General features: G+C 40.6%; 17 protein-coding genes and 2 tRNA genes. 7 read left to right on the forward strand and 12 right to left on the reverse strand.

Features of this window, described 5'->3' with window-relative positions:
- Positions 1-184 precede the first annotated feature (184 nt).
- From LPH68_RS22695 to LPH68_RS22710, 4 genes are all read right to left on the reverse strand, one after another.
- A tRNA-Lys gene (locus tag LPH68_RS22695) sits at positions 185-257 on the reverse strand.
- Between the two features lie 32 nt (positions 258-289).
- A tRNA-Lys gene (locus LPH68_RS22700) sits at positions 290-362 on the reverse strand.
- 89 nt (positions 363-451) lie between these two features.
- Complete coding sequence (locus LPH68_RS22705; protein ID WP_004316193.1) at positions 452-1255, reverse strand: MBL fold metallo-hydrolase; 804 nt, start codon at positions 1253-1255, stop codon at positions 452-454.
- Positions 1256-1337: 82 nt separating this feature from the next.
- The gene (locus tag LPH68_RS22710; RefSeq protein ID WP_117685435.1) at positions 1338-2726 is read right to left on the reverse strand and encodes a peptide MFS transporter; all 1389 of its coding nucleotides are present in this window, start codon (positions 2724-2726) and stop codon (positions 1338-1340) included.
- A 96-nt stretch (positions 2727-2822) separates the two neighbouring features.
- On the opposite strand from LPH68_RS22710, the gene LPH68_RS22715 reads away from it, so the two are divergent.
- The gene (locus LPH68_RS22715) at positions 2823-3245 is read left to right on the forward strand and encodes a BT0820 family HAD-type phosphatase (protein WP_087323248.1); all 423 of its coding nucleotides are present in this window, start codon (positions 2823-2825) and stop codon (positions 3243-3245) included.
- 124 nt (positions 3246-3369) lie between these two features.
- Here LPH68_RS22715 and LPH68_RS22720 read toward each other — a convergent pair whose 3' ends face one another.
- Positions 3370-3618 carry a hypothetical protein gene (locus tag LPH68_RS22720; RefSeq protein WP_032811765.1) on the reverse strand — a complete coding sequence of 83 codons (249 nt, stop codon included), beginning with the start codon at positions 3616-3618 and terminating at the stop codon, positions 3370-3372.
- Positions 3619-3779: 161 nt separating this feature from the next.
- On the opposite strand from LPH68_RS22720, the gene LPH68_RS22725 reads away from it, so the two are divergent.
- From LPH68_RS22725 to LPH68_RS22735, 3 genes are all read left to right on the forward strand, one after another.
- Entirely contained in the window at positions 3780-4229 is a 450-nt protein-coding gene (locus LPH68_RS22725; RefSeq protein WP_004316430.1) for a DoxX family protein, read from the forward strand.
- 93 nt (positions 4230-4322) lie between these two features.
- A complete protein-coding gene (locus tag LPH68_RS22730; RefSeq protein ID WP_004316429.1) occupies positions 4323-4874 on the forward strand; it encodes a DUF3332 domain-containing protein in 552 nt (183 codons plus the stop codon).
- Positions 4875-4965: 91 nt separating this feature from the next.
- The gene (locus tag LPH68_RS22735) at positions 4966-5418 is read left to right on the forward strand and encodes a hypothetical protein (RefSeq protein WP_118219886.1); all 453 of its coding nucleotides are present in this window, start codon (positions 4966-4968) and stop codon (positions 5416-5418) included.
- Here the strand turns inward: LPH68_RS22735 and LPH68_RS22740 are convergent.
- Positions 5372-7681, reverse strand: coding sequence for a BamA/TamA family outer membrane protein (locus tag LPH68_RS22740; protein WP_008022444.1), 2310 nt, complete (start codon positions 7679-7681; stop codon positions 5372-5374). The genes LPH68_RS22735 and LPH68_RS22740 overlap by 47 nt on opposite strands.
- 143 nt (positions 7682-7824) lie before the next feature.
- Between LPH68_RS22740 and LPH68_RS22745 the strand changes: the two genes are divergently transcribed.
- Positions 7825-8589 (forward strand): RNA methyltransferase, encoded by a 765-nt coding sequence (locus LPH68_RS22745; protein WP_149952991.1) that lies wholly within the window; start codon positions 7825-7827, stop codon positions 8587-8589.
- Here the strand turns inward: LPH68_RS22745 and LPH68_RS22750 are convergent.
- From LPH68_RS22750 to ileS, 5 genes are all read right to left on the reverse strand, one after another.
- The gene (locus LPH68_RS22750) at positions 8540-8926 is read right to left on the reverse strand and encodes a hypothetical protein (RefSeq protein ID WP_009041255.1); all 387 of its coding nucleotides are present in this window, start codon (positions 8924-8926) and stop codon (positions 8540-8542) included. The genes LPH68_RS22745 and LPH68_RS22750 overlap by 50 nt on opposite strands.
- Positions 8927-8931: 5 nt before the next feature.
- Positions 8932-10008 (reverse strand): DUF4296 domain-containing protein, encoded by a 1077-nt coding sequence (locus LPH68_RS22755; RefSeq protein WP_151923569.1) that lies wholly within the window; start codon positions 10006-10008, stop codon positions 8932-8934.
- On the reverse strand, positions 9998-10654 hold the full coding sequence (locus LPH68_RS22760; RefSeq protein ID WP_004295884.1) for a lipoprotein signal peptidase: 657 nt from the start codon (positions 10652-10654) through the stop codon (positions 9998-10000). The genes LPH68_RS22755 and LPH68_RS22760 overlap by 11 nt, the downstream gene beginning before the upstream one ends.
- A gap of 97 nt (positions 10655-10751) precedes the next feature.
- The gene (locus LPH68_RS22765) at positions 10752-11132 is read right to left on the reverse strand and encodes a TraR/DksA C4-type zinc finger protein (protein ID WP_004295883.1); all 381 of its coding nucleotides are present in this window, start codon (positions 11130-11132) and stop codon (positions 10752-10754) included.
- Between the two features lie 35 nt (positions 11133-11167).
- Positions 11168-14656 (reverse strand): isoleucine--tRNA ligase, encoded by a 3489-nt coding sequence (gene ileS, locus LPH68_RS22770; protein WP_004311814.1) that lies wholly within the window; start codon positions 14654-14656, stop codon positions 11168-11170.
- A 210-nt stretch (positions 14657-14866) separates the two neighbouring features.
- On the opposite strand from ileS, the gene LPH68_RS22775 reads away from it, so the two are divergent.
- A complete protein-coding gene (locus LPH68_RS22775; RefSeq protein WP_117811554.1) occupies positions 14867-15916 on the forward strand; it encodes a DUF2776 domain-containing protein in 1050 nt (349 codons plus the stop codon).
- 98 nt (positions 15917-16014) lie between these two features.
- Here LPH68_RS22775 and LPH68_RS22780 read toward each other — a convergent pair whose 3' ends face one another.
- Entirely contained in the window at positions 16015-17553 is a 1539-nt protein-coding gene (locus LPH68_RS22780; protein ID WP_004295880.1) for a carbon-nitrogen hydrolase family protein, read from the reverse strand.
- A 401-nt stretch (positions 17554-17954) separates the two neighbouring features.
- Here LPH68_RS22780 and LPH68_RS22785 point away from each other — a divergent pair, with 401 nt between their 5' ends.
- Positions 17955-18431: a hypothetical protein gene (locus tag LPH68_RS22785; RefSeq protein ID WP_004303307.1), complete on the forward strand. Its 477-nt coding sequence runs from the start codon at positions 17955-17957 to the stop codon at positions 18429-18431.
- The last annotated feature ends 222 nt before the right edge of the window (positions 18432-18653 follow it).

Raw genomic sequence — 18653 nt, forward strand, 5'->3', positions numbered from 1 at the left:
ATTTTTTTAATCTTCCGCAAAGATAGTTCACTTGCGCGTATTAACATAACATATCCACAGGGTTTTCGGACTGACCCATGAATACTATGGGCAATAAATATAGGTATTCCATCGTTTTTATTCCTTATTATCATTCAAGTATTGATATACAAAAAAAGAGGCAACCTTAGTTACCTCTTTTTAGTACACCCTCAGGGACTCGAACCCTGGACCCATTGATTAAGAGTCAATTGCTCTACCAGCTGAGCTAAGAGTGCAACATATTATTTTTATTGCAACCTTGAATTTGTACACCCTCAGGGATTCGAACCCTGGACCCACTGATTAAGAGTCAGTTGCTCTACCAACTGAGCTAAGAGTGCTTAATTCCTCGTTTGCGGTTGCAAAAGTAGGTCTTTTATTTTATTTGACCAAACAATCATGCAGCTTTTTTACTATCTTTTTTTCGTCTTTATTCGAACACATAAAGCTCGGAAGGCGTATTTCGCTTTAAAGCAAGTAGTTGCACATCTTTACCTACAAGAATACCTTTGTTCTTTAATTTCCATTCCACCGTTTTATAAGCTAGCTCCGGATGATTATTGTCTTTACTCAAATGACACAACCAGATATAGCGCAAATGTTCAGTGATATTTTCCGCTAAAAACTCCGCAGTATCAGAGTTACTCATGTGGCCGGTCTTACTTGCAATCCGCTCCTTCAAATATTGAGGATAAGGCCCCATTTTGAGCATTTCCTCATCATAGTTAGCTTCAAGTATCAGATAATGGGCCTTACTGATATAATGGGCAGCTGTAGGAGTAATTTCTCCAAGGTCCGTTAAGAAAGAAAAGACTTTGCCGTCGATTTCAATGCAGTACCCCACATTGTCCGTTCCATCATGCGGCACTTCAAAAGATTCGATATGGAAATCCTCCAAAGTCATCGGCTCTTGCTTTTCCAGGTAACGAACTGACGAACTCAATTTCTCCGTCATACAATAGCTACGATTAATTCCAGCATGAATACGTGCGGTTGTATAAACAGGAATATTCAATTTTTCTCCCAGATTACCCACAGCTTTGATATGGTCAGCATGATCGTGCGTTATAAATACCGCACGAATACTATCCATCAAGATATTATAATCTTTCAGTGTTTTTTTGATAGTACGTATGCCGATTCCGGCATCTATCAGTATTCCATAGGTTTCAGTACCCAGATAATAACAGTTCCCACTACTGCCACTCGCCAGGCTTATAAATTTTACTTTCATGTTTTATCCTCTTTATTAAAATGCAAAATGCCGTCAACTTTTACAGCAAAGTGACGGCAAATATACATAAAAAAGAATAGAATTACCGAGAAGATTCCTTCTTTTTGTCGATGGATTCGGTGATTTTCGCAAATAATAGTAGCGCTACAGCGGCAATCAGGCCAATAGCAGCAAAGTAATACCATATATAATGGGCATTTGCGCTAGCTGCCTCCCATGCCGCCCGTGTCTCGAACAAAGCAGGATCCGGACAGTATTTGGTAAGCAAAATTCCCGCCAGGCCAAAACCAAAGATGGAAGAAAGAAAGGAATGTAAATGACTGAATCCTAAATACATTCCTTCTTCGCCTTTAGGAGCCTGCAAAGAGAAATACTCCAGATAACGCGGCGAAATAAAACATTCGGCAAGTGCCTGTACCACTATACCTGCAATCATCATCAGGGTAATATTGCTCATGCCTGTAATAAGATCATTTCCCAGCAAATTTCCACATGCCATCAGCAACGCCGAAAAAGGAATCAAAAACATTCCCACATTCATCGAAGTAATCGCACTGCGTTTTGCCATCAAACGCGTGATAAAGCTAACGCAACAAACCACCACAAAAGGATTCACATTAGCAATCCAGCCCGGTTTCGCCGTCTCGCCGGCCAATCGGATCACATATTTAGGCATAGTGGCGTAAAGTTGCTGTTGCACCATCCAGAACCCTGTAACAATCAGAATAAGAATCAATAAACGCCAGTTGGTGATGATGCGCATAAATCCTTGCCCAATCTCACGGAGACTTTTTCCTTCACCAGCCGTGTGCGTTGATTTATAAAGGAGAATAACAGCAAGCAAAGCAATAATTGTCATCGCACCGGAGAAATAATTAATATAGATATACGCCTGCTCACCAATAACATTACGCAAAGGATCGATAATTGTTTTACCGGTAAAAGCACCTACATTTACCATCATATAAAAGATGGAATAACCACGCGCACGCGTTGCCTCCGTTGTTTCTTTGGCCACAGATGCAGAAATGATGGACTTAATGAAGGAACCTCCCACCATAAGTACAAACAAGACCGGCACAATAATCCACCGGGTATAGCTATCGGGCAAACCATTAAATTGAGTAGTGACGCCATAACTAACCAAGCCGGCAGCTTCCAGCAAAGTAGGCAATACTCCCAATCCTAAATATCCGACGGATAATAAGGAAAATGCTATAATCATTGACTTCCGGAAACCTATCTTATCAGCATAAGCACCGGAAAAAATAGGAAGCAGATATAACCCGCCGGAAAAAAGCCCGGAAATCATACTTGCTTCAAAATCATTAAAACCTAAAATGGAAGATAGATAAATAGTGAGAACGATGAAAACGGCATAATATGCCATACGCTCAAACAGTTCGACTGTGTTGCTGACCCAAAATGCTCTCGTAAAGCCTTTAGCAGCACGCTGAGGGGAATTGTTCATGTATTTATTAATTTATTAAAATGTTAATTTGAGACAAAGATACGTTTTTTTGGCTTACTGTCCGTATCTTTGTTCAAAATTAGGTAATTAAAAACTATGATTATAGCTGTTGATTTTGACGGAACGATTGTAGAGCATCGTTATCCACGCATTGGTGAAGAAATTCCATTCGCTGTTGACACATTGAAGTTATTGCAACAAGAAAAGCATCGTTTAATACTATGGAGTGTGCGTGAAGGGGCACTTTTGGACGAAGCTGTCGAATGGTGCAAAGCCAGAGGTTTAGAATTTTATGCCGTTAATAAGGATTATCCTGAAGAGCAAAAAGGCCATCAGGGATTTTCACGAAAGTTGAAAGCTGATATGTTCATTGACGACCGGAACTTAGGCGGTTTGCCGGATTGGGGAGTCATTTATGCAATGATTAAAGAGAAAAAGACGTTTGCAGATGTCTATGGCCCAAACGGAGAAGAGGAAAAAACGCCATCAAAAAAGAAAAAAAGATGGCTGCCTTTCTAATAAATAGATAAATAGCAAGCCGACAGATATACAAAAAATAGATGATGCACTCTTATCCGACATGATTAAGAGTGCATTTCTATATGATGAAATAACTTATCTCCCAACATGGAACGGCCATTCACTACGATTCTTTGTTTTCCCACTTTTCCCTGAACTCCCATAATTGCTCAATAGTAGGATAAAAAGTCGGATTTTCCCAGTTTCTGGAAATCATAGCAATCAACGATTCCAAATACGATTTACCATCAATAATTGTAGTACATTGATTGACCTGATATCTTTCAGTTGGATAATTCTTTGTTTCGATCATCTTTTTTGCCCAGTTCAATAACTCCTGAACAGCTTCATTGTCATAAGTATGTTGCGCCATATCTTTAGAATTTTCCACAAAGATACAAAGTTTATTTATTCATAAACAAGGAATAACCGAAGAACTGGCAGAGATTCTACAAGTTGTGCTATCAGCAAAGAACAATTTCAAGATTTTTTATGTTTATATAAATAGAGATAAACTTAAAAATAGAACGACTTATGATTTATGATTTCTTATTCCCCACAAAATCGAATACAACAAAAGTGTCTTTGTTGCTATTGGCTGTCCGGATCATCTTCGGCATATTATTAATGAACCATGGTATCCAAAAATGGAGTAGTTTCCAAGAGTTGTCAACTGTATTTCCTGATCCGCTTGGAATAGGAAGTCCCCTGTCTCTCGGATTAGCTATTTTTGGTGAACTTGTATGTTCAATGGCATTTATTGTAGGCTTCTTGTATCGCTTAGCCATGATCCCGATGATTTTCACGATGATAGTAGCTTTCTTTGTAGTTCACGCAAATGATGTATTTGCTGTTAAAGAGCTAGCTTTCATTTATTTAGTGGTATTCATATTGATGTATATTGCCGGTCCGGGTAAATTTTCAATAGACCATATCATAGGAAACGAATTGTCAAGACGAAAATCAAGAGCATACAAAAATTAGAAATAATCCCCCTGATTAATTAAAAAATATTATATTTGCATACTTGTATGAGAGAAATTATCAATATTTTTTATTAATCAAAAATGTTTTAACATGAAAAGAGGGAAACTGACTTTAGTCGCAGTAGTGCTTAGCGGTAGCTTATTATTCAGTTCTTGTGTAGGATCATTCAGTTTATTCAACCGCCTGTCTTCTTGGAATCAATCAGTTGGAAACAAGTTTGTAAACGAACTCGTATTCCTTGCTTTCAACATTGTTCCGGTTTATGGCGTAGCTTACCTGGCTGATGCTTTAGTTATCAATTCTATCGAATTCTGGAGTGGTTCAAACCCGATGGCTAATGTAGGTGACGTAAAGAAAGTAAAAGGAGAGAACGGCAACTACATGGTGAAAACTCTTGAGAATGGATATTCTATTACTAAAGAAGGCGAAACTGCTTCAATGGATTTGATCTACAACAAAGAAGCTAACACATGGAATGTTGTTGCAAACGGTGAAAGCGCTGAATTAGTAAAAATGAACAATGACGGCACTGCTGATTTGTTCTTACCGAATGGCGAAAAGATGAATGTAACGTTGGATGCTCAAGGTATGCTGGCAGCACGCCAAGCTACAATGAGCAATCTTATGTTTGCCGCCCGCTAAAAATTAAAAGAAATACGAAGGAGATGAAACTTCAATAAGTAGTTTCATCTCCTTTTTCAATCTCATCTTCCATCCAGCATCTTTTTATACTATGAATAAACTATATACACTTATCTATTCTGTCCTAATATTCACTTGTCTGTCCTGCCAGCAACAAACTCCTCAAACTCAAATAGAACAAACAGCTATAGATTTCTGCGAAGCCTTCTATAATTTCAATTACCCGGCCGCCCAAGCATGGAGTACACCTTCTTCCCTGTCCTATCTTAGCTTTTTAGCGTCTAATGTACGGCAAACTCATCTGGATCAGCTCAAGACACGAGGTGCTGCAAAAGTTTCTGTTATATCCAGTGAGATAGATGCTAATTCAGAGGAAGCAACGGTTGTTTGCCAAATAAAAAATACATTCGTCATTAATCCTGTTGAAGGAAAAATAGAATATATGAGCTCTCTGCAAGATACCCTCCAATTTGTAAGAGAAAATAATAAATGGCTGGTTAGAAAGGATATCCCACAGCAAAATGGAAAGCAAAGTCACGACTAAATTTAGGATGAATAATCGGGAAATGTTCTTTCTTCGTTTCATAGGCGGGATTGACAGCTTTCATACCTCCATCAAAACGAAGGATAAAGAAATCTAAATCCAGGCGAAGCCCTAGTCCATAGGCCACGGCTATTTGCTTATAAAACTTGTCAAACTTGAAAACTCCTCCCGGTTGGTTGGCATAACTCCGGATGGTCCAGATATTACCCGCATCAATAAATGCCGCTCCCTGAAATTTCCAGAATAATTTGCTTCGGTATTCAATGCTGGCATCCAGCTTAATATCTCCCGATTGATCGAGCAAATTTCCATTTCCGGCAAAAGAACCCGGTCCCAAATCGCGAACAGCCCATCCGCGAACACTATTGGCTCCACCAGAGAAGTATTGTTTCTCAAACGGAATCGTTTTTGCATTTCCATAAGGTACAGCTATTCCTACACCGGCATGAAACGCAAAAGAGTTACGATGGTCGATTCTGATATTTTTGGCAAAATCAAACTCTCCTTTCAAATATTGAGCATAAGGAATTCCCAAAATAGCGTATTCACCATTACTATTCTTCCGAATATTGGTAGCCTTAGACAGGGCATACATTATATTTCCCGCCGACTCGAAATTAAAACGGATGGAATATGAATTAGAAGCAATCGTATTGTTGATAATAGATCCTCCCACGCTATTATAATTATAGCTATATCCCATATTTACAATCAATCGATTCTGATAATTATACTGGAAAATATGGTTCTGTCCTTTATTAATATAGTCTTCTTTAAACCTGTCAGAGATACGAGGCAAATACAGAAAAGCAATATTAATCAAATCAATACGGTGTTGTATCTTCTGACGTTGCGTCCACTTGTAGCTCCAGTTGGCAGAAGCCATCGTACGCAGGAATTCCGGGCGCAACTGATAATTATATTGCAAACCAAACTCTGTTGTCGCCCTGATTTTCCGTTTAAAATCAGAGGAAATGAAAGGGAACAGGAAATTAGGGAAGTTGATACTCGTTTCTACCCCGTATTCTGTATAGTTATTATTCGAATAACCTGCCTGAAGTCCGGAAATGACTTCATACGCTCCACGGAATTTTATCATAAAAGTTTCTGATCCGCGAAAAAGGTTCCTGTTTTGGAAAGAGACGGAAGCTGCCGCTCCCAAGTCACCGGCAGAATTAGTTCCCTCTACCTCGAAAGCCACTGATTTATGTTTGCTCTTGGTCAGCATCACATAGCAGTCAAGCATCGTTGAATCTCCTATTTGAGTCTCAATAAAACGGATATTCGTATATTTCAATGCCGATAAACGTCCAAAACTGGAATAGGTCTGCTGCACATCGCGCTCATTATACAGGTCGCCGGAAGCAAACCGAAGATTATCCGTGAGAACTTTAGGGCGCAAATAAAGTTTATCCTTATAATAAATCGGATATCCCTTATAATGAACCGAATCATTGATGTCCACACTGCTCATTGCCGAGGACTGCAAAACATCATAATCCGTAATAAAATTAATCTTATTGATCCAATATTGCCGATGTGCTCTTGCCGAATCATTCGCATGAGCTTTATACATCTGCAAATGTTGAGTCAGATCTACATTATAAGTATTACGAACGGTATCGGCAGTATATCCGATATAATCCTTATTAAACTTATAATAACCGTTCCGAAGTAACTTATTTGTGATACGTTGCCTGTCCGCATCCAATACATTCACATCAAAATACATTCCTTCCTTCAGCAAACTTCTGGCAGAATCCTGTTTGAGAAGCGCAGCTATTTTAGGATCATAAATATCATATTTGATAGATTGAACAACGTATGGCTTGCCTGCCGTTACGTCATAATAGACTTTGATCTTTTTCTTTTTTACTTTGGTCGAACGTTTCACTGTTGCCGCCATATATCCCATATTATGCACAGCCTTAGTGATCTCTTCTTCAGAACGTTGCGCTTCGTCCTCGCTATATATTACGGGAGCATCCCCTATTCTTCTCAAGAACTTATTCCCCCATTTGGTCGAATCACGCCCCGACAGATTGTATACATAAAGTTGGGTCTTTATCAGACTGAACCACTTGGCATTAGGATTTTGGCGAACATACATGCGCAAGGAAGAAGGCCGTATATTTTTTTGGTCCGTACGAATTTTGACTTCATCCAGCAGATAAGATCCATCCGGCACAAACTTAGTGGTAGTACACGAAGCAAGTGACAAGACAGCAGCAGAAGCAAGCAAACAAAGAAAATTTCTCCTCATACGGTTTTACATCGATAGCATGAAAAATGCGCCTACAAAGATAAATTATATTTTCCGACGGGGAAAATAATTTAAGAAAAAGACGAAGAAAGTAAGGATAGATTGGAAATATCTTTATAGCTTTGCAAAAGAATATCAAATCTATGGCATCATTAAGTAAAAACAAAATAAAGTATATCCACTCGCTGGAACTGAAGAAAATACGTAAAGAAGAGCGGGTATTTCTGGCTGAAGGTCCTAAATTGGTAGGTGATTTACTCGGACATTTTCCCTGTCGTTTTTTAGCAGCCACTCCCTTCTGGTTTCAGGAGCATCCGGGTATTGACGCAAGTGAACTGGTAGAAGTTTCACAGGAAGATCTTTCACGGGCCAGTTTATTGAAAACTCCCCAACAGGTACTTGCTATTTTCGAACAACCACAATATACTTTGGATCCGGAGGCAGTTCGTTCATCGCTTTGCCTTGCATTGGACGATGTACAAGATCCCGGAAATCTGGGTACTATTATCCGTCTGGCCGACTGGTTTGGCATCGAACATATTATCTGCTCGCAGAATACGGTAGATGTATATAACCCTAAGACTATACAAGCCACTATGGGTGGAATTGCCCGGGTGAAAGTGCATTATACTTCCCTCCCCGATTTTATCCGGTCGCTCGGAGATACTCCTGTGTTCGGTACGTTCCTGGATGGAAAAAATATGTATGAACAACCATTGTCGGCCAATGGCTTGATCGTAATGGGAAATGAAGGGAATGGCATAGGGAAAGAGGTAGCCACATTAATCAACCGAAAATTATATATCCCCAATTACCCGGCAGGCCAAGAGACATCCGAGTCTCTGAATGTAGCCATTGCTACCGCAGTAATCTGTGCCGAGTTCCGTCGACAGGCTGCATGGAAGTAAAATCAAAAGGATAAAACAAATAAGGAAATAAAGCTTCCCCCTTCTTTTCTGCTTCCTGCAGATACTCATTAAAACATTGGGAAGATTGATTCGAAACACTGGGAAGATTGATTTGAAACACTGGGATGTTTTTTAAAATCATCCCAGTGTTTTTTATTTCTTCCACCTGACTTTCAGAAAGCAGCACAATCACTCCCGGCATCCATTCAACCGATTCAATCTCTTCGGTCAATGGGAACACACCTCGGACAACTCCTTCGTCAGTGATCTCCACTACCTGCTGCTTCATATATCCGACGGCAGGTATCAGCAAATAATGAGAAGCAAAACGTTTCATTACAATCAGTTGTTTGAACGTCTTTGTTGCTGCTTCCTGCGTTGATTCATCTGGCGTTCTTTTCTTTGCTCTATCCGTTCCTTTTGGATATGCTGTTCCACCTGAATCTGCTCCGGCTTCTTCTCACGATGAGTTCCCGTACGACGACGGTTCATCTCTTCCGGTGTCAGACGCTGAATGTCATCTTTATTCTTGTCTATGACCTTATGTAAAGAGTCGGCATTTTCTTTAGTAGCTATCTTCTTCAAAGAATCTGCTTTCAATGCTTCTATCTTATTCAAAGAATCGCGTACAGCAAATGCGAGCGTATCCGTACAATGATAACGAGTCATCATGAAACGGTCGGCCAATACTGCCCCGCCTTTTTCCTGGCTATCCATCGGATAATAAATGAAACCTTTTATTTCTTTCATCGAACCTAATGTGTCTGCAAACAAACGAATTTGTTGCACACCCGGTTCAGTCACCATTTTCCAATGATTGATCGTATCTTTTTCATAAATCACCTGCATAGCCATAGTGACACCTCTTAAAGAGTCGGCAAGCATCGGCTCCAGGAAACGATACCGCACTTCCCATACCAATGTATCCCGGTCTTTGTAGTTAGAGTCGGTCGGCAAAGTAAATACATATTGATTATCCATCATTTCACCGGTCAAACGTACCATACGCTGCCACGGCCAGACATCGATGCTATCACCCTGCTTAGTCATTTTCGGTTTCTTATCACGCTTGGCTATCAGGTCGCCAACAAGTTCCTGTTCGTCTTTCAAGCGTTTTTTCACCTTATCATAAATTTTCGATAAAATCTCTGTGTTACGGGTATACCAAACCATGGATGAATCAAATGCAGCTTGTGTAGTCCCGTATTTCTTGAAAACGGCGTCGATATACAATGCTTTCTTATAATTCTCACTATAAGGCAAATTATCTCCCATAGACTTTGCCACATGATAATCATACAGCAAATTCTCCATCTTCGATTCCGAGATTACATCACTGGGTCTTTTCACTTTACACCCGGCTACCGCAAAAACGAACATGCAGATGAGACACAGATGAAACCGAAATTTATTTTTCATGATCCGTAGCTTCCTTTTTATCTTTATCCAGTGAATGATAAGACTCATTCAAATATTTACTATAAAAGAGTAATAAGGCAATGATACCGCAACTGATAGCAGCATCTGCAAAATTAAAGATCGGACTAAAGAATATAAAATGCTCTCCACCTACAAACGGCATCCATGTAGGCCAGTTTGTATCTATAATCGGAAAGTAAAACATATCCACCACTTTTCCGTAAAACCAGGTAGAATATCCACCACCTTCGGGCATGAAACTGGCAATCTGCGAATGAGTGCTTTCATTGAAAATAACTCCATAGAACACACTATCTATGATGTTTCCCAAAGCACCGGTCAGAATAAGAGCCACACAGACGATATAACCTGTTTTAAAACCTTTCTTTATGATTTTATAGAGATACCACCCTATCAATGCTACCGCAACAATGCGGAATGTTGTCAGGAATAACTTACCGAAGATTTCCATACCGAAAGCCATCCCGTTATTTTCGGTGAAATAGATATAAAACCAATCGGTCACACGTATACTTTCGTGCCAGTACATGTGAGTTTTAATCCAGACCTTGATGATCTGGTCAATAATCAATACGGAAAAGATAACGAGAAGGGCAATTCTCCCCTTCGTGAATAGTTTCTTCATGTGTTTATTATAAGTTAAACATAACGAGCTACAAGTGCCGTGCGTAAACTTTGCGCAGCTACTTGTAGCTCGTTACCTGTAGCCTACTTGCTATCTGTTATTTTTTACCACTGTTCTTTGCTTCAATGCTTAATGTAGCATGAGGAACAGCACGCAGACGCTCTGCCGGAATCAACTTTCCGGTTTCACGGCAAATGCCGTACGTTTTATTCTCAATACGTACCAAAGCAGCTTGTAATCCTTGGATAAACTTCAGCTGACGTTGTGCCAGTCGGGTCGTTTCTTCCTTGGAGAGCGTATTAGCACCTTCTTCCAATACTTTATACGTAGGAGATGTATCGTCGGTATCATTACCGTCCAGTCCCATCAAACTTTTCTTCAACTGTTCATAGTCACGTTGTGCCAATTCCAGTTTCTCCATAATAATGGCACGGAATTCCTCGAGTTCCGCATCCGAATATCTAGTCTTTTCTGCCATAACTTTACAATTTTAAAAGGTTAATCAATATAGTATTAGTCTTTTATCACGTTCACAAACAATGAGAAGTCGTCAAACTCCAGCATTGTTCCGTCTTTCACTTCATCTACAAGTTCAAGAGATGTGCCTAAAACCTGGTTACAAATATAAGTATTATATTCATTTACCGCATCATCTGTTTGCGTATTTTTCGAGATTGTTATTTTTATTTTGTCTGTAATCTCGAAGCCGCTTGACTTACGTATATTCTGAATACGGTTCACCAGTTCACGGGCAATACCCTCGCGACGCAGTTCTTCGGTAATGGTCACTTCAAGCGCTACTGTCAGTTTTCCTTCATTGGCAACCAACCATCCCGGAATATCTTCACTAAAGATCTCGACATCTGATGCTTCAATAACAGCTTCCGCACCATCCAGATTTAATGTATACTTTCCGTTTTTCTCCAATTCACCGATGGCTTCCTGTGACATTTCTGCAACAGCAGCAGCTACTGCTTTCATTTGCTTGCCAAATTTCGGGCCTAGCTTTTTAAAGTCACATTTCACTTTTTTCACCAATACACCGGCTGCACCATCAACGAATCTGACTTCTTTTACGTTCACTTCATTCATAATCAGGTTCTTCACAGCTTCGATATGAGCTTTCTGCTCTTCATCTACCACCGGAACCATGATACATTGCAGCGGTTGGCGTACCTTGATATTCACCTTGCGGCGCAATGCCAACACCATAGATGTAACATCCTGTGCCATTTGCATGCGGGCTTCCAGTTCCTTGTCTATCATTTCTTCCTGATATTTCGGGAATTCGGCAAGATGGACAGAAACTACATTGTCGCGTCCTGTTGCTGTAATCAAGTCAGTATACAACCGGTCTGCATAGAACGGAGATACAGGAGCCATCAGTTTGGCAACTGTTTCGAGACAAGTGTACAATGTCTGATAAGCAGACAATTTATCCTGTGTAAATTCACCACCCCAGAAACGTTTACGATTCAGGCGAACATACCAGTTGGACAAATTATCATTCACAAAATCAGAAATCAAACGTCCTGCCTTTGTCGGTTCATATTCATTATAGCATGTATCTACCTCCTTTATTAATGTATTCAATACAGACAAGATCCAACGGTCGATCTCCGGACGTTCTGCCATCGGTACATCCGCTTCTTTATACTCAAATCCGTCTACATTCGCATAAAGCGCAAAGAATGAATACGTATTATATAAGGTACCGAAGAATTTACGGCGAACCTCTTCCACTCCTTCAACGTCAAATTTCAGGTTATCCCATGGAGAAGAATTGGTAATCATGTACCAACGCAACGGGTCGGAACCATACTTTTCAATCGTAGTAAACGGATCGACAGCGTTATTCAAACGCTTGGACATCTTGTTACCGTTCTTATCGAGTACCAAACCGTTAGAGATAACAGCTTTGTAGGACACGCTGTCAAATACCATGGTAGCGATAGCATGCAAGGTAAAGAACCAACCACGAGTCTGGTCTACTCCTTCTGCGATAAAGTCAGCCGGATATACCTGACGGTTATCCAACAGTTCTTTATTTTCGAACGGATAATGGATCTGCGCGTATGGCATAGCACCCGAATCGAACCATACATCAATCAAGTCTGATTCACGCTTCATCGGTTTGCCATCTTTCGATACCAATATGACGTCGTCTACATAAGGACGGTGAAGATCAATCTTATCATAATTTTCTTCCGAATATTGACCCGGCACGAAACCTTTATCCTTGTATGGATTGGATTTCATAAATCCGGCAGCTACCGATTTCTCGATTTCATTATAAAGTTCTTCTACAGATTCGATGCATATCTCATCCGTATTATCTTCTGTACGCCAAATAGGTAATGGAGTACCCCAATAACGAGAACGGCTAAGGTTCCAGTCATTCAGATTTTCCAGCCACTTGCCGAAACGGCCGGTTCCGGTAGATTCCGGTTTCCAGTTGATGGTTTTATTCAATTCCATCATTCGCTCCTTACAAGCGGTAGAACGGATAAACCAGCTATCCAACGGATAATAAAGCACCGGTTTGTCTGTACGCCAGCAGTGCGGATAATTGTGGACATGCTTTTCTATCTTGAAAGCCTTGTTGTCTGCTTTCATCATCATGGCAATGACAATATCCAAAGATTCGGCAGCTTGCGCAGCTTTCTCATCGTATTTACCATCCACCATAAATTGAGGATCATAAGCATTTTTCACCCATGCGCCCTGATATTCTTTGTATTTATCTACATCAACACATTCCTTTACGAAATTCTCATCCAGCTCATTCAACAGATAGAATTTACCAGTCAGATCCACCATCGGACGAGTTTCGCCTTTCTTATTAATCATGAACAATGACGGGATTCCTGCAGCACGTGCCACATTCGCATCATCCGCACCAAATGTAGGTGCAATGTGAACGATACCTGTACCGTCTTCTGTCGTTACATAATCACCCGGTATCACACGGAAAGCCTTATCACTAGGCTTCCAGTTGCCATCTTCGGATACCTCAACCGGTTTCACCCAAGGGATCAACTGCTCATATTCCATACCGACAAGATCCGTGCCTTTGTATTCGGCAATCACTTTAAACGGTACAAGTTTATCTCCGGCTTTGTAGTCCTCCAATTTCAGATCAGCAGCTTTTGCATTGAAGTGTACATTCAATAAAGCTTTTGCCAGAACCACTGTTATAGGTTCTCCGGTATAAGCGTTGTAAGACTGTACAGCCACATAGTCTATTTTGGGTCCTACGCAGAGTGCCGTATTTGAAGGCAACGTCCACGGAGTAGTTGTCCAAGCGATAAAATAAGGAGTTCCCCATTCCGTCATTTCCGGTTTAGGATTCTTCATTTTAAATTGGGCAACGGCCGTTGTATCTTTTACGTCCCGATAACAGCCCGGTTGATTCAACTCATGTGAGCTCAATCCTGTTCCTGCAGCCGGTGAATACGGTTGAATCGTATATCCTTTATACAACAATCCTTTTTTATGCAATTGCTTCAATAGCCACCATAATGTCTCAATATAGCGATTATCATACGTGATATAAGGATGCTTCATATCTACCCAATATCCCATCCGATGAGTCAGGTCTTCCCACTCCTTGGTATATTTCATCACGTCTTTCCGACAAGCCGCATTGTAGTCGGCAACAGAGATTTTCTTACCAATATCTTCTTTTGTGATACCTAATGCCTTTTCTACACTTAGTTCCACAGGCAGTCCGTGCGTATCCCATCCGGCTTTACGCTTCACCTGATAACCCTTCATCGTTTTGTAGCGACAGAAAATGTCCTTAATTGTACGAGCCATTACATGGTGAATACCCGGCATACCATTAGCCGAGGGAGGTCCTTCGAAAAACACGAACGAAGGACAGCCATCACGTTCTGTCATACTCTTGGCGAAAACCTGGTTCTCGTCCCATTTCTTCAGCACATCTTTGTTCACCTGCGAAAGGTCAAACTGCGAATATTCAGTAAATCTCTTACCCATAGCTGTCTACGATTTTACTATTTACAATTTACAATTTGAGGGGTATCCCCATTTTTAAGGGTGCAAATTTACAAAAACATTTGTTTAGTTGAGCAAAAAGCTAGGACTTTTAATCGGATTCGTGTGAAGTTAACGATTATAAACTGCCTACAGCCTAAACAAAACAGGTATCTCCTTGTTTTAGTGGGAAACCTAAAAGCACTTTAACTTATGAATTACGGTATTAGCATTTTATTCAGAGCAATCCCTTTGGCGATGGCTATTTTTTGCTTCGGATACGGAGCGTTTATTTATGGTTATGGAGATGACGGGAGTCGTGTTGTGGCTGGTCCTGTTGTGTTTTCACTCGGTATGATATGCATTGCACTGTTTTGCACGGCTGCCACTATCATCCGGCAAATCATACATACTTATAATAAATCGGCCAAATATGTTTTGCCGATCATAGGCTATCTGGCAGCCATCATTACTATTATTGGAGGTATCTGCATTTTCAGTAATGCCACTTCCACCTCTGCATTTGTTGCTGGACACGTTATCACCGGTGTTGGATTTATAACCACTTGTGTAGCTACCGCCGCCACCTCTTCTACCCGATTCTCTTTAATTCCGGGAAATTCAAAAGCGACAAGTAATGAGGTTCCGGAAGGAGCTTTTTCCCTTAATCAGAGACGGGCATTGGTCATTGTTGCCATCATCGTTTCGCTGATCGCATGGATATGGGCATTTGTATTATTAGGCAACAGTCATTCTCATCCTGCTTATTTTGTCGTGGGACATGTAATGGTCGGTCTGGCATGTATTTGTACCAGTTTGATTGCGCTGGTAGCTACCATAGCACGTCAGATACGTAATGATTATTCAGAAAAAGAACGGAATAAATGGCCGAAACTGGTTTTATTAATGGGATCTATCTCCTTTGTATGGGGATTATTCGTGATTTTGGCAGATTCCGGAAGTGCAAACGGTACCACCGGATATATAATGCTCGGGTTGGGATTAGTATGTTACAGTATTTCCAGCAAAGTAATCCTGCTGGCTAAGATATGGAGGCAAGAATTCAAATTAGCCAACCGTATTCCTATGATTCCGGTATTAACGGCATTGGCTTGCCTGTTCCTGGCGGCTTTTGTATTCGAGCTTGCTACTATACATGCTGATTATTTCATTCCGGCACGTGTTTTGGTAGGTCTCGGAGCTATTTGCTTTACGCTGTTTTCTATCGTTAGTATATTGGAGAGTGGCACATCTTCCAAATAAAAAAGTATTCTATAAAAAGGGCGCCACTATATGCCCCGGATAGTGACGCTATCCAAGGCATATAGTGACGCTATCCGGACAGCATAGCGTCACTCTTTTTATTTCTTGTATCTCACCTCATACAGGTCATTCCTGCGGTCTTTCAAGTTGCGTACACTACCATAAGTATGCAGTTCGTTCAGCAAATCCAGGTCAACATCCGATACCAAAATCATTTCGGTGTTAGGAGTTGCCTCTGCCCTCTTTCCGTCCGTTGGAAAAGCAAAGTCGCATGGGGTAAATACCCCCGATTGGGCATATTGAATATCCATATTGTGCACACGGGGAAGATTTCCGACACTTCCGGCAATGACCACAAAACATTCATTCTCGATGGCACGTGCCTGCGCACAAACACGAACACGGGAATAGGCATTCTGGGTATCTGTCAGGAAAGGAACAAATAATATCTGCATCCCCTGATCTGCCATCAGGCGGGAAAGTTCGGGAAACTCGACATCATAGCAAATCAAGACTCCAATCTTTGCACAGTCTGTGTCAAAAGTATTCAGAAGTTTACCACCATTAAGTCCCCAGCTTTTTATTTCATCGGGAGTGACGTGTAATTTTTCATACATTTCGTAGGTTCCATCCCGTCGGCAAAGGAAACCTACATTATAAAGCAATCCGTCCTCTTTTACGTATGGCATACTTCCAGTTATAATGTTGATATTATAGCTAATAGCCAGATTCATAAACCGTTCCCGAATTTCATCCGTATATTTCGCCAATCCGCGAATGGCTTGCGATTCCCCCTTATCGTTATACTTCGACATCAAAGGAGCATTGAAATATTCCGGGAAAAGAACAAAATCACTTTTATAATCAGATACTGCGTCCACAAAGAATTCTACTTGTTCGAACAGGTCATCCAATGTTTTATAACTACGCATCTGCCATTGCACCAGTCCTACGCGAACCGTAGTTTTGGGACTGATATATTCCTGTGTAGGTGGCTGATAATAGATATTATCCCATTGCAGCAAACAGGCATAATGTTTTGATTCTTCATCATTTGGCAGATAATTAGTCATTACCTTACGAACGTGAAAGTCATTCGACAACTGGAAAGTAAGTACCGGATCATAAATCTCGCGTTGACGTACCCGTTCGATATATTCTTTCGGACGCATTTTGTCAGCATATTTATGATAATTCGGGATACGTCCGCCAAACATGATCGCTTTCAGATTCAATGTTTCGCAAAGCTCCTTACGATATTCATACATACGACGTGCGAGACGCAAACCACGATAGCCCGGGTGGATGAATACTTCAATGCCATACAGGATATTTCCTTTGGGATTATGTGTATTGAATGTTTCCTTACCCGTAACCTGTGCATACGTATGGTCGTTCTTTACTTTATCATAATCAACAATAATAGAAAGAGCACAACCAACTATTTTATCGTCAACGACTGTGACGATCTGACCCTCCGGAAAGATTTTAATCAACTTCTGTATCTGCTCACGAGTCCAAAACACATCGCTACCGTCAGAATAAACACGGGTAAACGATTGGGATAACTGTACATAATCTTCTATTTGCAGATTGCGTATCTGCACTTTATTAATTTTTATCGGATGTTGTTCCATAACAATACGTGTTTTTATATAAAGACTGTGCAAAGGTACTGTTTATCTTTATACATTGTCATTGCAAAATTAAAAATGCATTATACTTAATTTTAATACATGCTTCAGAAATGGCTACAGCACTTTAACATCACATAATTTTCATACAGATTCTTGCGCCGTTTAATTTGCGACTTCCGAAAATTATCGTACATTTGCAACGCATAACATTTTATACCCACAGAAGCAGTGAACCTGCTTCAACTCCAGTAGCAGGCATTTTTATGCCTGTTGCTGCCGTAGATACGCGGTTTCGTACCCCCGTGGGGAACGTTAATGCGTCCCCAGCTTCTGTGGAGTGTTATGCAACGGGAAAGGCGGAACCGTTTTTTTATTCCCGCCTATCTTAAAACCGTTGTATCATGCATGAAGAACAAAACAATGCACCTGTAAAAACCGTTCGAAGCAATCGGCAGGAAGCTAATTTTCCTAATCTGGAAGAAAAAGAAAACCTAAAACAGTTTTATTTAGCCCAATCACGACGACTATGCCCTACCGTATCAGTCGATCGTTCGGAATCACAACGTCTGGGAGCGTTACACCACAAAATCAAACATTTTATTAAAGCGTTAACCAACCTCGACCGTTCATGGGAAAATGGGATGCCGGAGATGCAAAAGGCTTGCCTGCATTTCTTTTCTTTACAAAATTCACCTCGCACAGAGTGTCAAAAGATTTTTGAAGAATGGGCAAAATGGTCGAACTTCCTGATATCAGCTTCTTGCTATCATGGTTTTGTCAGTCAGATGTTGCAGGATTATCAACGTCAATTACGTGACTTGGAAAAGCTCTTGGGCGGCAAACCTTCCGAAACTTTGGAGAATGTATCTGACCGTTAAGTCATACAGATAGATATTGCATCGAACTGACGTTAAAAGTAGTTCGTTTCTTGACGGTTTTAATTCTTTTCAGAATATAAATGAGCTAAATGATAATTTTGCGGAGTGCCCTGAAAGGGCTTAATTATATAGCGTAGGGCAACGCCCTACGTAAAAACGACAATCTGAATTTGCGCCCTGAAAGGGCATAATTGTATACAGTTCCGCCCTTTCAGGGCTTGT

Origin of the sequence: Bacteroides sp. 1_1_30 (assembly GCF_020982715.1) — a bacterium.
Taxonomy (GTDB): Bacteria; Bacteroidota; Bacteroidia; order Bacteroidales; family Bacteroidaceae; genus Bacteroides; species Bacteroides xylanisolvens.

Coding starts and splice junctions, on each gene's coding strand:
- LPH68_RS22705 (WP_004316193.1), bottom strand. CDS start 1,255: ATGAAAGTAAAATTTATAAGCCTGGCGAGTGGCAGTAGTGGGAACTGT.
- LPH68_RS22710 (WP_117685435.1), bottom strand. CDS start 2,726: ATGAACAATTCCCCTCAGCGTGCTGCTAAAGGCTTTACGAGAGCATTT.
- LPH68_RS22715 (WP_087323248.1), top strand. CDS start 2,823: ATGATTATAGCTGTTGATTTTGACGGAACGATTGTAGAGCATCGTTAT.
- LPH68_RS22720 (WP_032811765.1), bottom strand. CDS start 3,618: ATGGCGCAACATACTTATGACAATGAAGCTGTTCAGGAGTTATTGAAC.
- LPH68_RS22725 (WP_004316430.1), top strand. CDS start 3,780: ATGATTTATGATTTCTTATTCCCCACAAAATCGAATACAACAAAAGTG.
- LPH68_RS22730 (WP_004316429.1), top strand. CDS start 4,323: ATGAAAAGAGGGAAACTGACTTTAGTCGCAGTAGTGCTTAGCGGTAGC.
- LPH68_RS22735 (WP_118219886.1), top strand. CDS start 4,966: ATGAATAAACTATATACACTTATCTATTCTGTCCTAATATTCACTTGT.
- LPH68_RS22740 (WP_008022444.1), bottom strand. CDS start 7,681: ATGAGGAGAAATTTTCTTTGTTTGCTTGCTTCTGCTGCTGTCTTGTCA.
- LPH68_RS22745 (WP_149952991.1), top strand. CDS start 7,825: ATGGCATCATTAAGTAAAAACAAAATAAAGTATATCCACTCGCTGGAA.
- LPH68_RS22750 (WP_009041255.1), bottom strand. CDS start 8,926: ATGAAACGTTTTGCTTCTCATTATTTGCTGATACCTGCCGTCGGATAT.
- LPH68_RS22755 (WP_151923569.1), bottom strand. CDS start 10,008: ATGAAAAATAAATTTCGGTTTCATCTGTGTCTCATCTGCATGTTCGTT.
- LPH68_RS22760 (WP_004295884.1), bottom strand. CDS start 10,654: ATGAAGAAACTATTCACGAAGGGGAGAATTGCCCTTCTCGTTATCTTT.
- LPH68_RS22765 (WP_004295883.1), bottom strand. CDS start 11,132: ATGGCAGAAAAGACTAGATATTCGGATGCGGAACTCGAGGAATTCCGT.
- ileS (WP_004311814.1), bottom strand. CDS start 14,656: ATGGGTAAGAGATTTACTGAATATTCGCAGTTTGACCTTTCGCAGGTG.
- LPH68_RS22775 (WP_117811554.1), top strand. CDS start 14,867: ATGAATTACGGTATTAGCATTTTATTCAGAGCAATCCCTTTGGCGATG.
- LPH68_RS22780 (WP_004295880.1), bottom strand. CDS start 17,553: ATGGAACAACATCCGATAAAAATTAATAAAGTGCAGATACGCAATCTG.
- LPH68_RS22785 (WP_004303307.1), top strand. CDS start 17,955: ATGCATGAAGAACAAAACAATGCACCTGTAAAAACCGTTCGAAGCAAT.